This is a genomic window from Salmonella sp. SAL00672 (assembly GCF_046552175.1).
GTDB lineage: Bacteria > Pseudomonadota > Gammaproteobacteria > Enterobacterales > Enterobacteriaceae > Salmonella > Salmonella enterica.
Map to the genome: position 1 here is coordinate 1 of NZ_JBGDUQ010000003.1, position 14,349 is coordinate 14,349.

14 protein-coding genes and 2 tRNA genes are annotated in these 14,349 nt (G+C 52.3%); all 16 read right to left on the reverse strand.

The genetic code is table 11. The annotated features are described in order from the left end of the window. Nucleotide 1: 1 nt before the first annotated feature. Nucleotides 2-77: transfer RNA gene (locus tag ACLJTG_RS09765), tRNA-Val, on the reverse strand. 136 nt (nucleotides 78-213) lie between these two features. Then, nucleotides 214-289 (reverse strand) — tRNA-Lys (locus ACLJTG_RS09770). Between the two features lie 164 nt (nucleotides 290-453). After that, complete coding sequence (gene cpoB, locus ACLJTG_RS09775; protein WP_000097553.1) at nucleotides 454-1,242, reverse strand: cell division protein CpoB; 789 nt, start codon at nucleotides 1,240-1,242, stop codon at nucleotides 454-456. A 9-nt stretch (nucleotides 1,243-1,251) separates the two neighbouring features. Beyond that, nucleotides 1,252-1,776 (reverse strand): peptidoglycan-associated lipoprotein Pal, encoded by a 525-nt coding sequence (gene pal, locus ACLJTG_RS09780; RefSeq protein WP_001176621.1) that lies wholly within the window; start codon nucleotides 1,774-1,776, stop codon nucleotides 1,252-1,254. Nucleotides 1,777-1,810: 34 nt separating this feature from the next. Continuing rightward, nucleotides 1,811-3,103, reverse strand: a complete 1,293-nt coding sequence (gene tolB, locus ACLJTG_RS09785; protein WP_001562341.1) for a Tol-Pal system beta propeller repeat protein TolB — start codon at nucleotides 3,101-3,103, stop codon at nucleotides 1,811-1,813. Nucleotides 3,104-3,226: 123 nt separating this feature from the next. Continuing rightward, nucleotides 3,227-4,405 (reverse strand): cell envelope integrity protein TolA, encoded by a 1,179-nt coding sequence (tolA, locus tag ACLJTG_RS09790; protein WP_000030598.1) that lies wholly within the window; start codon nucleotides 4,403-4,405, stop codon nucleotides 3,227-3,229. 64 nt (nucleotides 4,406-4,469) lie between these two features. Continuing rightward, nucleotides 4,470-4,898, reverse strand: a complete 429-nt coding sequence (gene tolR, locus ACLJTG_RS09795; RefSeq protein ID WP_000124676.1) for a colicin uptake protein TolR — start codon at nucleotides 4,896-4,898, stop codon at nucleotides 4,470-4,472. Nucleotides 4,899-4,901: 3 nt separating this feature from the next. After that, nucleotides 4,902-5,594 carry a Tol-Pal system protein TolQ gene (tolQ, locus tag ACLJTG_RS09800; RefSeq protein WP_000131318.1) on the reverse strand — a complete coding sequence of 231 codons (693 nt, stop codon included), beginning with the start codon at nucleotides 5,592-5,594 and terminating at the stop codon, nucleotides 4,902-4,904. Continuing rightward, nucleotides 5,591-5,995 (reverse strand): tol-pal system-associated acyl-CoA thioesterase, encoded by a 405-nt coding sequence (gene ybgC, locus ACLJTG_RS09805; protein WP_001046240.1) that lies wholly within the window; start codon nucleotides 5,993-5,995, stop codon nucleotides 5,591-5,593. Before ybgC ends, tolQ begins: the two co-directional genes overlap by 4 nt. Nucleotides 5,996-6,223: 228 nt before the next feature. Beyond that, entirely contained in the window at nucleotides 6,224-6,517 is a 294-nt protein-coding gene (gene ybgE, locus ACLJTG_RS09810; protein WP_052931943.1) for a cyd operon protein YbgE, read from the reverse strand. Then, nucleotides 6,517-6,630, reverse strand: coding sequence for a cytochrome bd-I oxidase subunit CydX (cydX, locus tag ACLJTG_RS09815; protein ID WP_000270278.1), 114 nt, complete (start codon nucleotides 6,628-6,630; stop codon nucleotides 6,517-6,519). Before cydX ends, ybgE begins: the two co-directional genes overlap by 1 nt. Nucleotides 6,631-6,644: 14 nt before the next feature. Continuing rightward, nucleotides 6,645-7,784: a cytochrome d ubiquinol oxidase subunit II gene (gene cydB, locus ACLJTG_RS09820; RefSeq protein WP_000568258.1), complete on the reverse strand. Its 1,140-nt coding sequence runs from the start codon at nucleotides 7,782-7,784 to the stop codon at nucleotides 6,645-6,647. 15 nt (nucleotides 7,785-7,799) lie between these two features. Then, nucleotides 7,800-9,368 (reverse strand): cytochrome ubiquinol oxidase subunit I, encoded by a 1,569-nt coding sequence (gene cydA, locus ACLJTG_RS09825; protein WP_000884369.1) that lies wholly within the window; start codon nucleotides 9,366-9,368, stop codon nucleotides 7,800-7,802. 1,582 nt (nucleotides 9,369-10,950) lie between these two features. After that, nucleotides 10,951-11,820 carry a succinate--CoA ligase subunit alpha gene (gene sucD / locus ACLJTG_RS09830; RefSeq protein WP_000114631.1) on the reverse strand — a complete coding sequence of 290 codons (870 nt, stop codon included), beginning with the start codon at nucleotides 11,818-11,820 and terminating at the stop codon, nucleotides 10,951-10,953. Further along, entirely contained in the window at nucleotides 11,820-12,986 is a 1,167-nt protein-coding gene (gene sucC / locus ACLJTG_RS09835) for an ADP-forming succinate--CoA ligase subunit beta (RefSeq protein ID WP_001048590.1), read from the reverse strand. Before sucC ends, sucD begins: the two co-directional genes overlap by 1 nt. A 141-nt stretch (nucleotides 12,987-13,127) precedes the next feature. Then, nucleotides 13,128-14,336, reverse strand: coding sequence for a 2-oxoglutarate dehydrogenase complex dihydrolipoyllysine-residue succinyltransferase (gene odhB / locus ACLJTG_RS09840; RefSeq protein ID WP_000099858.1), 1,209 nt, complete (start codon nucleotides 14,334-14,336; stop codon nucleotides 13,128-13,130). Nucleotides 14,337-14,349 lie beyond the last annotated feature (13 nt).

A 14,349-nucleotide genomic window follows, 5' to 3' on the forward strand; every position in this document is an offset into this window, starting at 1 on the left:
GTGGTGGGTGATGACGGGATCGAACCGCCGACCCCCTCCTTGTAAGGGAGGTGCTCTCCCAGCTGAGCTAATCACCCGATACTACGCTGGATATTACTGACTAACCGAAGTTAGTGGTGGGTCGTGCAGGATGACTCGGCTTCGCCTCGCCCTACGGGCCGTTGCTGACGCAACGTTATCCTTCACGTTTTATTCTCGTTTCCACCGAACGATTGGTGGGTCGTGCAGGATTCGAACCTGCGACCAATTGATTAAAAGTCAACTGCTCTACCAACTGAGCTAACGACCCACTTTTGCGTTGCTTTCGAGTTGTTTAATATCCCGTGGCAACGGCGGCATATATTACTGATTTCAGATTTGAGCGCAACAAAAATTTCGACGCAGGGGGCTCAACTGCTTAGGAATCGCACGACGCGACCAGAAAAAAGGCGTTTTCTGGTCGCATGGTACGCATTACATCGCGTTAAGACGCTTCTGCGCCTGTTTCGCGCCATCAGTGCCAGGATATTTGTTAATCACCTGCTGATAAACCGCTTTCGCTTTTGCCGTATCACCTTTGTCCTGCATGATAACGCCAACTTTGTACATCGCGTCCGCAGCCTTCGGCGACTTAGGATAGTTTTTTACTACCGAGGCGAAATAATAGGCGGCGTCATCTTTTTTACCCTTGTTGTAATTCAACTGGCCCAGCCAATAATTGGCGTTCGGCTGATAAGTAGAATCAGGGTATTTCTTGATGAAGTTCTGAAACGCCACAATCGCATCATCCTGGCGAGACTTATCCTGCACCAGCGCAATTGCCGCATTGTAATCGGTATTCGCATCGCCACTTTGTACCGGCGCCCCTGAGGTTGCCGTACCGGCATCCGGGGCGGGGGTCGCAGTGGTTGCCGTCCCGCTCTGGTCACCAGCTGCTGGCTGCGCTGCGCCGCCATTATTTAAACTCCCCAGCTGCAGCATAATTTGCTTCTGGCGCTCCATCACCTGATTCAGTTGATACTGATTTTCCTGGATTTGGCCGCGCAAAGAATCGATATCAGACTGATTATCGGAGAGCTGCTGCTGAAGTTGGGTTAAAAGCTGGCTGTGAGCGTTAGAGATACGCTCAAGTTGAGTGACGCGGTCTTCGACCGAGCCTGAGCCGACACTACTGATTGGCGCCTGAGCAAAAGCGGCCCAGGGGGCCGCTATGCCAACCAGTAACGACAGACTCAACAGGTGATGTCTGAAGTTACTGCTCATGCAATTCTCTTAGTAAACCAGTACAGCGCGACGGTTCTTAGCGTAAGCCGCTTCGTCGTGGCCCAGTACGGCAGGTTTTTCTTTACCGTAAGAAACGATGGAGATCTGGTCAGCGGAAACGCCTTTACCCTGCAGATACATCTTAACAGCGTTCGCACGACGCTCACCCAGGGAGATGTTGTACTCCGGAGTACCACGTTCGTCCGCGTGACCTTCTACGGTGACTTTGTAAGACGGGTTGCTACGCAGGAAGTTAGCGTGCGCATCCAGCATTGCCGCGAAGTCAGAACGGATATCGTACTTGTCGAGATCGAAGTAAACGATGTTGTTCTGCTGCAGCTGCTGCATCTGCAGACGCGCTTGCTCTTCAGATGACATGTTGCCGTTGCCGTTAGCGTCCATACCAGTGCCGGCGCCGTTCAGCATGCCGCCTTCGCTACCGTCATTGCTGGCGTTCTTGTTGGAAGAACATGCCGCGATTGCCATAACAGGCAGGGCAATCATCAGGCCCTTCAGCACTTTGTTCAGTTGCATTTCTTTAATTCCTTTAGTAATCAATTAATTATTATCACAGATACGGCGACCAGGCAGGCGATTTCACCTGACCATCAGTTGCCGGAAGACGCGCTTTGAAACGCCCATCTGTAGAAACCAAATTCAGCACAGATCCCATCCCCTGAGAAGAGCTGTAGATTACCATCGTGCCGTTAGGTGCCAGACTTGGCGTTTCATCCAGGAACGTTGACGACAGAACCTGTACGCCACCCGTCACCAGATCTTGTTTGGCAATGTGCTGCTGCCCGTTATTTGAGCTTACCATTACCATAAATTTACCGTCGCTGCTGACATCCGCATCCTGGTTTTGCGAACCTTCCCAGGTAATACGCTGCGCCGCACCGCCGTTAATGTTCATTTTATACACTTGCGGACGTCCAGCCTGGTCAGAGGTAAAGGCCAGAGTCTGGCTGTCCGGGAACCAGGTCGGCTCCGTATTGTTGCTACGCCCGTCCGTTATCTGACGAATCTGGCCGGAGGCGAGATCCATAACGTACAGGTTCAGACTTCCGGTTTTCGATAACGCGAACGCCAGTTTCGTCCCATCCGGCGAGAAGGCCGGCGCGCCGTTGTGACGCGGGAAGGACGCAACCTGACGCACTGCGCCGTTTGCCAGCGTCTGGATAACCAGCGCGGAGCGACCGCTTTCAAAAGTCACGTAAGCCAGTTTTGAGCCGTCCGGAGACCACGCCGGAGACATCAACGGCTGCGGAGAACGGTGCACCACGAACTGATTGTAGCCATCGTAATCCGACACACGCAGTTCATACGGGAACTGACCGCCGTTAGTCTGTACCACATAGGCGATACGAGTACGGAACGCGCCCTTAATGCCCGTCAGTTTTTCAAAGACTTCGTCACTGGCGGTATGGCCTGCATAACGCAGCCACTGCTTGTTCACTTTATAAGAGTTTTGCGCCAGTACAGTTCCCGGCGCGCCGCCAGTGTCAACCAGCTGATAAGCAACATTGTAGGAACCGTCCGGATTCGGCGTTACCTGCCCAACGACGACGGCATCAATACCCAGCGCAGACCATGCGGTAGGCTGAACTTCCTGAGCGGTGGCTGGCTGCTGCGGCAGTCGGGACCGGTCTAACGGATTAAATTTACCGCTATTGCGTAAATCTGCCGCCACAATGCCGCCGATATCTTCAGGCGCAGCGCCCGGCCCGGCCCATTTAAAAGGCACAACGCCAATCGGTCGCGCCGAGTCCACCCCCTGGGTGATCTCGATACGGACTTCTGCGTGCAGCACTGCCGCCCACAGCATCAGAAAACCAAATGCTACTCGTAATGCCTGCTTCATCATATCTCCCATACCTGGGCCTGCGACCCACGATAATTTAGCAGAATGTTAACAAACTCAAATACACAAAACCACCAGGACCAGTAACAACTCAACCGCTCCAACTTCCATAAAGAAAAGTATCTACAGTTTAAAGTCTAGTTTGGCATCCTTTATTTTCTCATAAACAGCCTGGCTTGGCGGTTTAGGAATTTTCGCGGTTTTTGCCGCCATTAACGCCGCCTGACAAAGCGCCGGATCGCCGCCCTCAGACGTAATGTTTTTTAATGAGCCATCCGGCGCCAGGCTAATATGCAAGACACATTGTTTGCCCTGATACAGGCTCGCATCATACAGACGGCTCTGAATGGCGACCTGAATCTGTTTCGCGTAGGCGCTGATATCAGCGCCTGTCGCCCCACCGTTAGCGCCCGATGTACCGCTATCTTTCGATGGCTGACCATTCCCTTTCGCGCCACCGCCGGTTTTCGGCGCATTCTTACCCGAGCTGAGATCGCCAAGCAGATCATCGACGCCTTCTGCGGCGGCCGCTTTTTCGGCAGCCGCTTTCTTCTTAGCGTCCGCCGCTGCTTTCGCCGCCGCGGCATCCGCTTTCTTCTTCGCCTCCGCCGCCGCTTTCGCCGCCTCGGCATCCGCTTTCTTCTTCGCCTCCGCCGCTGCTTTCGCCGCTTCGGCTTCCGCTTTCTTCTTCGCCTCCGCCGCTGCTTTCGCCGCTTCGGCCTCTGCTTTCTTCTTCGCGTCCGCCGCTGCTTTCGCCGCTTCGGCTTCCGCTTTCTTCTTCGCGTCCGCTGCCGCTTTTACCGCCTCGGCCTCTGCTTTCTTCTTCGCGTCCACCGCCGCTTTCGCCGCCTCGGCCTCCGCTTTCTTCTTCGCGTCCGCCGCCGCTTTCGCCGCTTCTTCGGCCTGTTGCTGCTGCTGTTGCGCCAGTTTTGCTGCTTCTTCAGCCTGCTTTTGCTGCTCCTGAGCCGCTAAACGTTCTTTCTCAAGTTGTTTCAACCGCTCCTGTTCGGCAGCCTGCTTCTGCTGCAGCTCCTCTGCTTGCTGCTGTTGCAGCTTTTTACGCTCTTCTTCCGCGCGTCTGGCGCTGGCCTGTTGATCCTGCTGACGGTTGTACTGCTGCACAACGGCGCCAGGATCGACCATCACCGCATCGATAGCGGAACCGCCGCCGCCGCCGGCAGAAGCCTCTATATGCTCATCAAACGAACTCCAGATCAGCACTGCAAATAAGATGATATGCAGCACGGCTGAAATAATTATCGCCCGTTTGAGCTTGTCGTTTTGTTCGGTTGCCTTTGACACTCTCGGTTCCCAAAAAACTGTTCGCCTGTTACTCGCCGTCTTTCAAGCCAACGGGACGCAGACTTCAAATTGGCTGCGTCATTAAGCCAACCGATTTTACGCCCGCGCTGTGTAACAAGTTCAGCGCTTTAATTATTTCATCGTACGGCACCTCTTTCGCGCCGCCGATTAAAAAGACTGTTTTCGGATTAGCCTGCAGATGACGCTTTACTTCTGCGATCACCTGTTCAGACGGCAGTTGATCCATTCGATCTTTATCAACCACTACGCTGTATTGCCCTACTCCGGAAACCTCAATAATGACCGGTGGATCGTCGTTACTACTGACCGCCTGCGACTGATTCGCCTCGGGCAAGTCGACTTCCACGCTCTGGGTAATGATCGGCGCGGTTGCCATAAAGATCAGCAGCAGCACCAACAGTACGTCGAGCAGCGGTACAATATTGATTTCGGACTTAAGTTCGCGACGACCTCGTCCACGCGTTCTGGCCATGGCTTACCCCTTGTTGCTTTCGCTTACGGTAAACGCCTGGCGGTGCAGAATCGCGGTGAACTCTTCCATAAAGTTGTCGTAATTCAGTTCCAGCTTGTTCACGCGCTGATTCAGTCGGTTGTAAGCCATAACCGCAGGGATGGCGGCAAACAGACCAATCGCCGTGGCAATCAATGCTTCGGCAATACCCGGCGCAACCATTTGCAGAGTCGCCTGTTTCACCGCGCCCAGGGCGATAAACGCATGCATAATCCCCCATACGGTGCCAAACAGACCGATATAAGGACTGATTGAGCCTACCGTGCCAAGAAACGGGATATGCGTTTCCAGCGTTTCCAGCTCTCGGTTCATGGAGATGCGCATCGCACGCGACGCCCCCTCTACCACTGCCTCCGGCGCATGGCTGTTGGCGCGATGGAGCCGGACAAACTCTTTGAACCCGCTATAAAAGATTTGTTCCGAGCCCGACAGACTATCGCGCCTCCCCTGGCTTTCCTGGTACAGACGCGATAGTTCGATTCCGGACCAGAATTTATCTTCAAACGCTTCCGCCTCACGCGCAGCGGCGTTCAGAATACGCGTTCGCTGGATAATGATGGCCCAGGATGCTATTGAAAAACCAATCAAAATCAACATGATAAGTTTAACCAGAAGGCTTGCCTTCAGGAACAAATCAAGGATATTCATGTCAGTCACTGCTTAAACTCCGCGACAATAGACTTAGGAAGCGCACGAGGCTTCATTTTGAGTGGATCAACGCAAACAATCAGAACCTCTGCTTCATTTAGCAGCGTGTTCTCTGCGTTGACAATGCGTTGCGTGAAAACCAAAGCGGTGCCACGCATTGACGTAATTTCTGTTTGAACTTCAAGCATATCGTCGAGCCGCGCAGGCGCATAGTATTCCAGCGTCATCTTGCGCACCACAAAGGCGACCCGCTCCGCCAGCAGCACCTGTTGGCTGAAGTGATGGTGACGCAGCATCTCCGTGCGCGCTCTTTCATAAAAAGCGACATAGCTGGCGTGATAAACCACACCGCCGGCGTCCGTGTCTTCGTAATAAACTCGAATTGGCCATCGAAACATATACTTATTCATCCCTGCAGCCTCTTTGTTGGCGTCATCCGCTTGCCGCCGTAATGCCTCAAGAATGCCGTTGTATATCGCCTTGTATTCACTTTACATCCCGGTAATGCAACAAAAGTAGAGCTTTTAAACGTTGCTACTATACGCGTGGGAATGAGGCTTGGGAATGGGGGGAAGTTAAGGGAGAGTAAAAATATATGGGCTTATGCAAGCCCCTATATTTTTAAGGAGGTTTCTTATTCACAAGAAGAAGAAAATCAGGCCGACGATAAGGACGATATCCGCAAGGAGCGGACAAAAAATCCCTTGCCAGTGTACGGATTCAGGGCGAAAACCCACACCGTGGATTATGCCTGCGCAAACCGCCCACATCAGCAATAATCCGTGCCAGATTTCAAGCGTGCTGGTCCTGGCGGCAAACCGTGACGGGTCCCAGAACATACATCCTGCCAGCACTATCGCCATCACGAAGGAAAGCGCCCTTAACGAGCGCTTGTCCATTACCGCATACAGTTTTGCGATAATATGGGTCATTAGCTTTCTTCTTGACCGGTTTTACCCGCTTCAACGTGCTCAAGCGCCAGGGCGGTAATGATCCCGAATGCACAGGCAAGAAGCGTTCCCAGAATCCATGCGAAATACCACATTTTAAGCTCCTTACTTAGTACAGAGAGTGGGTGTTGCTTTCAATATGTTCTTTAGTGATACGACCGAACATTTTCCAGTAACACCAGCTGGTGTAGATCAGAATGATCGGTACGAACACCGCCGCAACCCAGGTCATCAGGTTCAGCGTCATCTGGCTGGATGTCGCATCCCACATGGTCAGGCTGGCATTCATCATCGTGCTGGACGGCATCACAAATGGGAACATAGCGATACCCGCCGTCAGAATAATGCAGGCCAGGGTCAGCGAAGAGAACAGGAATGCCCACGCGCCTTTCTCCATACGGGAAGTCAGGATAGTCAGCAGCGGCAGAACCACGCCCAGAGCCGGAACCAACCACAGGATCGGAGCATTATTAAAGTTCACCAGCCAGGCGCCAGCTTCACGCGCCACTTCTTTAGTCAGCGGGTTAGAGGCGGCATGATGGTCAATCGCGGATGTCACGACATAACCATCAATACCATACATTACCCAAACGCCCGCCAGCGCAAAGCACACTAATGTCACCAGCGCCGCAATCTGCGAGGTGGCGCGCGCGCGCAGGTGCAGTTCGCCAACGGTGCGCATTTGCAGGTAAGTCGCCCCCTGCGTGATGATCATCCCTACGCTTACGATACCCGCCAGCAGACCAAACGGGTTCAGCAACTGGAAGAAGTTACCGGTGTAGTACAGACGCAGATACTCATCTACATGGAACGGTACGCCCTGCAACAGGTTGCCAAAGGCCACGCCAATCACCAGCGGCGGCACAAAGCTACCGATGAACACGCCCCAGTCCCACATGTTGCGCCAGCGCGGGTCTTCAATCTTGGAACGGTAATCAAAACCGACCGGACGGAAGAACAAAGACGCCAGCACCAGGATCATCGCCACATAGAAACCGGAGAACGCCGCAGCGTAAACCATCGGCCAGGCAGCAAACAACGCACCGCCCGCGGTGATCAACCACACCTGGTTACCGTCCCAGTGTGGAGCGATAGAGTTAATCATAATTCGACGTTCGGTGTCGTTACGACCGAGGAAACGGGTGAGCATCCCCACCCCCATGTCGAACCCATCGGTGACAGCGAAACCAATTAGCAAAATGCCAACCAGCAGCCACCAGATAAAACGTAGTACTTCATAATCGATCATTTGACGACTCCTGTCTTAGCGTGCCGGCTGAGAAGTCACGGTGGACTGCTCAAAGTGATAGCGACCGGTTTTCAGGCTGCTTGGGCCAAGGCGTGCAAATTTGAACATCAGGAACAATTCTGCCACCAGGAACAGGGTATACAGGCCGCAAATCAGGAACATGGAGAACAGCAGATCGCCCACGGTCAGCGATGAGTTCGCTACGGCTGTCGGCAACACTTCGCCGATCGCCCACGGCTGACGACCATACTCGGCGACGAACCAACCTGCTTCAACCGCAATCCACGGCAGTGGAATACCGTACAGCGCCGCGCGCAACAGCCATTTTTTCTCACCGATGCGGTTACGAATCACGCTCCAGAAGGAGAGTGCGATAATCGCCAGCAGCAGGAAGCCGCACGCCACCATGATACGGAAAGCGAAGTACAGCGGCGCAACGCGAGGAATGGAATCTTTCGTCGCTTGCTGGATCTGCGCTTCGGTCGCGTCAGTCACATTAGGCGTATAGCGTTTCAGCAGCAGGCCGTAACCGAGATCTTTCTTCATGCTGTTAAACTGGTCGCGAACGGCCTGGTCGGTAGAACCGGCGCGCAGTTGTTCCAGCAGTTCATAGGCTTTCATCCCGTTACGGATACGCTCTTCATGCTGCACCATGAGATCTTTCAGGCCAATAACCGGCGTGTCCACGGAACGCGTAGCGATAATGCCGAGCGCATAAGGGATCTGAATCGCCAGATGGTTTTCCTGTTTGTCCTGGTCAGGAATGCCGAACAGGGTAAAGGAGGCCGGAGCAGGTTGCGTTTCCCATTCTGCTTCAATCGCAGCGAGCTTGGTTTTCTGCACGTCGCCCATTTCGTAACCGGATTCGTCACCGAGTACGATAACGGACAGTACGGCAGCCATACCGAAGCTGGCGGCAATAGCAAAGGAGCGTTTAGCAAAGGCGAAGTCACGACCTTTCAGCATGTAGTAAGCGCTGATACCGAGGATGAACATCGCGCCGGTGACATAGCCGGACGCCACAGTGTGAACAAATTTCACCTGTGCTACCGGGTTCAGCACCAGTTCAGAGAAGCTCACCATTTCCATACGCATGGTTTCGAAATTGAAATCCGCAGCGATTGGGTTTTGCATCCAGCCGTTCGCTACCAGAATCCACAACGCGGAGAGGTTGGACCCCAGAGCCACCAGCCAGGTGACGCACATATGCTGAACTTTACTCAGACGATCCCAGCCGAAGAAGAACAGACCTACAAAGGTGGATTCGAGGAAGAAGGCCATCAAACCTTCGATGGCCAGCGGCGCACCGAAGATGTCCCCAACATAGTGGGAGTAGTACGACCAGTTTGTCCCGAACTGGAACTCCATGGTCAAACCGGTAGCCACACCCAGAGCAAAGTTGATACCAAACAACTTGCCCCAGAACTTGGTCATATCTTTATAAATCTGTTTGCCGGAAAGGACGTATACCGTTTCCATAATGGCCAGCAGGAACGCCATACCGAGCGTTAGCGGCACAAACAGGAAGTGGTACATCGCGGTCAAGGCAAACTGTAAGCGCGACAGTTCGACTATATCTAACATCATGACTCCTTGCTCATCGCATGAAGACTCCGAGAGTGAACCCCGTTAGAAAGGGTCACACGCATGCCCCAATACAAATTTATTTGCGGCCTTCCATCGTACTATCCCCTCGGGAAGGAAACAGTAATGATGAAAGGTTACAAACATGTTAATAAAAAACCCAAATTGATCCCGCAAATATATTACGCCGTAAAACCCTTACAATAAACAGGTTTTTAGTGGGTCAGATTTGCTTTTTTCGACAGCGATCAATTTATGGCTAATCTATCGCTTTTCAGGGAATTTGATCACGGACAATTTAACCAGTTTTGATGCTCTTTTCCAACATTTAAATATTGATTAAAATCAATTTTTGAAGTTAATGTTAATAATGTTTATTCATTGAATGCATGGTGAATTTTTTGTTAACTTTTTGTTTTTGCAAAGAGTAATTTCAAACCCCCTGTAAAAAGAGGCTTATTCGATAAGGCTAAACATTTTGTGCGTTTTTTACTGCCCCGCATCCAGTAAAAAACATTCCACATTGATGTTCAATTATTGCTAAATAGCTCACAGATTTTTTCTGCAGGTTATCAACACTTATTATTTTATACATTTAGTCTATTTTTATTTTACTTATAATTAACACCGCAAAGAAACTATCTCATTGCACACGCGCCATCATCCCACCGGGATTACCCTGTCCCAACTTCCCTTTCCCGACGACTAATGGCCAGGATCATCTTGCCAGGTTATCGTCTTAATTATCGCTAATAAGCTTTCCAGATAGCCAGAAACAAACATTTTATTCGCTAATTTTTCTTTATTTCAATAACACCGTATTTGCCTCTCTATAATTATTATAGTGAAGATTCTGTTATCACCTTCACAGATTTACCCTCAATTTCTACGTCACTCATAGTGATAATTCTGTTTATTCGCAGCCATAAATACCCTTTAGACATGATTAATCACGAACGAATAGTGTCAATAAGTTCTTAATAATTTTTAAAGTTAACCTCTTTTAACCAGAAAAAGTTCATATGATTTATTAAACGATATCTTTAATACTTCAGGGAAATAATGCTGGTACTCTTATGATTAAAATAGCTGTTTTATTCTGCCATTAAACAAGCAGTCTGTGTAAGCGCGATACATCTGAGGAGACGTGTAGTTCGCGCTCAGGCAAACATGCGCGGCCACAGAGTCAAGCGTCAATTTACTATAGAGGTTAGCGTCAACATAGTGTAATGCTGCAATGCGTTTTTTTCATGGCGGAAAGCGCATAATCCGTCTCCAGTGAGGTCGGCAGGTCTTTCACTAAGACAGCATCTGTATTTGCTGCAAAAGAGTTAACCAGCAAACTGAGTAAATTTACTGCCGCAGCCAGACGGTTATTATCAATTATTTTTAGACTCCACCATGTTTTTTTAATGAGGCATTATTTTCCTATAGTTCAATATTTACAAAGCCAATAATTTTATATCCCGGATGCTTCACCCGTACTTTGCCACAAACAATAAAGCCATAAAAAAGGCCACCGTAAAGGTGGCCAACCATGTCGAAAACGGACATTTATCTGTTCCCGCAGGAACAGCGAGTTTTATTTTATAATTGCTTTCAGCGCTTCGCCGATATCGGCCAGGCTGCGAACCGTCTTCACGCCAGCAGCTTCCAGCGCGGCGAATTTTTCATCCGCAGTGCCTTTACCACCGGCAATGATGGCGCCAGCGTGGCCCATACGCTTGCCTTTCGGCGCGGTAACACCCGCGATATAGCCAACAACCGGCTTGGTCACGTGGTCTTTAATGTAAGCCGCCGCTTCTTCTTCTGCACTACCGCCGATCTCACCGATCATCACGATCGCTTCAGTCTGCGGATCTTCCTGGAACAGTTTCAGGATATCGATAAAGTTAGAGCCCGGAATCGGGTCGCCGCCGATACCCACGCAGGTGGACTGGCCGAAACCGTAGTCGGTGGTCTGCTTAACCGCTTCGTAGGTCAGCGTGCCGGAACGGGAAACGATACCCACTTTACCCGGCTTATGAATGTGACCCGGCATGATGCCGATTTTGCATTCGCCCGGGGTGATCACACCTGGGCAGTTCGGGCCGATCATGCGCACGCCTGCTTCGTCCAGCTTCACTTTCACGGTCAGCATATCCAGCGTCGGAATACCTTCGGTGATGGTGATAATCAGTTTGATGCCTGCGTCGATCGCTTCCAGAATGGAGTCTTTGCAGAACGGCGCCGGGACGTAGATAACGGATGCGGTCGCACCGGTAGCTTCTACCGCTTCGCGCACGGTGTTGAACACCGGCAGCCCCAGATGCGTGGTGCCGCCTTTGCCCGGCGTTACGCCGCCCACCATCTGCGTACCGTAAGCAATCGCCTGTTCGGAGTGGAAAGTCCCCTGGCTACCGGTGAAGCCCTGGCAGATAACCTTGGTATCTTTATTAATTAAAACGGACATTATTTCCCCTCCACTGCGGCAACAACCTGCTGAGCTGCATCCGTCAGACTTTTCGCTGCAATAATATTCAGGCCACTGTCAGCCAGTTTCTTCGCGCCGAGTTCGGCGTTGTTGCCTTCCAGACGCACCACCACCGGAACGTTCACGCCCACTTCTTCCACCGCGCCGATGATACCGTCGGCAATCAGGTCACAACGGACGATACCGCCGAAGATGTTAACCAGAACCGCTTTCACGTTGTCATCCGAGAGGATAATTTTAAACGCTTCGGTGACGCGCTCTTTGGTTGCGCCGCCGCCCACGTCAAGGAAGTTAGCCGGTTCGCCGCCATGCAGCTTAACGATGTCCATGGTGCCCATCGCCAGACCCGCGCCGTTCACCATGCAACCGATGTTGCCGTCCAGCGCGACGTAGTTCAGTTCCCACTGTGCCGCCTGCGCTTCACGCGGGTCTTCCTGAGACTGGTCACGCATTTCACGCAGATCCGGCTGGCGGAACAGCGCGTTGCCGTCAGCGCCCAGCTTGCCGTCGAGGCAAATCAGATCGCCCTGCTTAGTAATCACCAGCGGGTTGATTTCGATCAGCGCCAGGTCGCGCTCAAGGAAAATGGTTGCCAGACCCATAAAGATTTTGGTGAACTGCTGCACCAGTTTACCTTCCAGACCCAATTTGAACGCCAGTTCCCGTCCCTGATACGGCATCGGGCCGGTCAGCGGATCGAGCGCGACTTTATGGATCAGATGCGGGGTTTCCTCCGCGACTTTTTCGATCTCTACGCCACCTTCGGTAGACGCCATAAAGACCACGCGACGAGAACTACGGTCAACTACCGCGCCGAGGTACAGTTCTTTGCCGATGTCGGTCGCCGCTTCAACCAGAATCTGGTTTACCGGTTGGCCATTAGCGTCTGTTTGATAGGTCACCAGACGTTTGCCCAGCCAGTTTTCCGCGAAGGCGCGAATCTCTTCTTTGCTTTTTACTACCTTCACACCGCCCGCTTTGCCGCGGCCGCCAGCGTGAACCTGACATTTCACTACCCACGGGCCAGCGCCGATTTTAGACGCGGCTTCTTCGGCTTCACGCGGAGTAGTACAGGCATAACCCACCGGCGCCGGTAAGCCATAGCGGGCAAAAAGTTGTTTTGCCTGATATTCATGTAAGTTCATGTGTTCTGTCCATCCTTCAGGTAATCGTTATCTTTAGACCTGTAGGCCTGAAAGCTGCGCGCCATCAGGCATTACACCATCGCCGGATGGCGGCGTGAACGCCTTATCCGGCCTACAGGTAGCAGGTGATGCTCTTGCTGACTACACGTCCAACAGCAGACGGGTCGGATCTTCCAGCAACTCTTTGATGGTGACCAGGAAGCCCACGGATTCGCGACCATCGATCAGGCGATGATCGTAAGAGAGCGCCAGGTACATCATCGGCAGGATTTCCACCTTGCCATCCACCGCCATCGGCCTGTCTTTAATAGCATGCATTCCCAGAATCGCGCTCTGCGGCGGGTTGATGATCGGGGTAGACATCAGCGAACCGAATACGCCGCCGTTGGTAATGGTAAAGTTACCGCCGGTCAGGTCTTCTACGGTCAGCTTGCCGTCGCGGCCTTTGACAGCCAGTTCTTTAATTTTTTTCTCGATGTCAGCCATGCCCAGCGTATCCACGTCACGCAGGACCGGCGTGACCAGGCCGCGCGGCGTAGACACCGCCATGCTCACATCAAAGTAGTTGTGGTACACCACGTCATCGCCGTCGATAGAGGCGTTCACTTCCGGATAACGCTTCAGCGCTTCCACTACCGCTTTCACGTAGAAGGACATAAAGCCCAGGCGGATACCATGACGTTTTTCAAACACTTCGCCATACTGCTTACGCAAATCCATAATCGGCTTCATGTTGACTTCATTGAAGGTCGTCAGCATGGCGGTGGAATTTTTCGCTTCCAGCAGACGCTCGGCCACGCGCTTACGCAGGCGGGTCATTGGCACGCGTTTTTCGCCGCGCGCGCCCAGAGCGGGTTGTGCTGCAGGTTCAACAGCGGGTGCTTTAGACTCGCCTTTCGCCAGATGTTTTTCCACATCTTCACGGGTCAGACGCCCACCCACACCAGTGCCTTTAATGGCGCTGGCTTCCAGATTGTGTTCAGCCAGCAGGCGACGGATCGCCGGGCTGAGCGCATCGTTGTTTTGTTCTTCCAGCGACGCCTGCTGGCGCTGTGCCGGCGTAGACGCTTTCTCTTCAGATTTGGCGCTGGTCTCTTTACCCGCGCTGTTGCCTTCACGCAGGCGACCCAGGATCTGGCGAGAGGTGACAGTCGTCCCCTCCTCTTCCAGAACCGCATCCAGAATGCCGTCCGCTGATGCCGGTACTTCCAGTACCACTTTGTCAGTTTCGATTTCTACCAGCACTTCGTCACGAACAACCGCATCGCCCGGTTTTTTATGCCAGGTGGCGACGGTCGCGTCCGCTACGGACTCAGGCAGGTCGGGAACAAGAATATCTACGCTACTCATTATTTATCCTTTA

Excerpts from the sequence above, each read along its gene's own strand:
- cpoB (WP_000097553.1), bottom strand. The coding sequence starts at position 1,242 with ATGAGCAGTAACTTCAGACATCACCTGTTGAGTCTGTCGTTACTGGTT.
- pal (WP_001176621.1), bottom strand. The coding sequence starts at position 1,776 with ATGCAACTGAACAAAGTGCTGAAGGGCCTGATGATTGCCCTGCCTGTT.
- tolB (WP_001562341.1), bottom strand. The coding sequence starts at position 3,103 with ATGAAGCAGGCATTACGAGTAGCATTTGGTTTTCTGATGCTGTGGGCG.
- tolR (WP_000124676.1), bottom strand. The coding sequence starts at position 4,898 with ATGGCCAGAACGCGTGGACGAGGTCGTCGCGAACTTAAGTCCGAAATC.
- ybgC (WP_001046240.1), bottom strand. The coding sequence starts at position 5,995 with ATGAATAAGTATATGTTTCGATGGCCAATTCGAGTTTATTACGAAGAC.
- ybgE (WP_052931943.1), bottom strand. The coding sequence starts at position 6,517 with ATGACCCATATTATCGCAAAACTGTATGCGGTAATGGACAAGCGCTCG.
- cydX (WP_000270278.1), bottom strand. The coding sequence starts at position 6,630 with ATGTGGTATTTCGCATGGATTCTGGGAACGCTTCTTGCCTGTGCATTC.
- cydB (WP_000568258.1), bottom strand. The coding sequence starts at position 7,784 with ATGATCGATTATGAAGTACTACGTTTTATCTGGTGGCTGCTGGTTGGC.
- cydA (WP_000884369.1), bottom strand. The coding sequence starts at position 9,368 with ATGTTAGATATAGTCGAACTGTCGCGCTTACAGTTTGCCTTGACCGCG.
- sucD (WP_000114631.1), bottom strand. The coding sequence starts at position 11,820 with ATGTCCGTTTTAATTAATAAAGATACCAAGGTTATCTGCCAGGGCTTC.
- sucC (WP_001048590.1), bottom strand. The coding sequence starts at position 12,986 with ATGAACTTACATGAATATCAGGCAAAACAACTTTTTGCCCGCTATGGC.
- odhB (WP_000099858.1), bottom strand. The coding sequence starts at position 14,336 with ATGAGTAGCGTAGATATTCTTGTTCCCGACCTGCCTGAGTCCGTAGCG.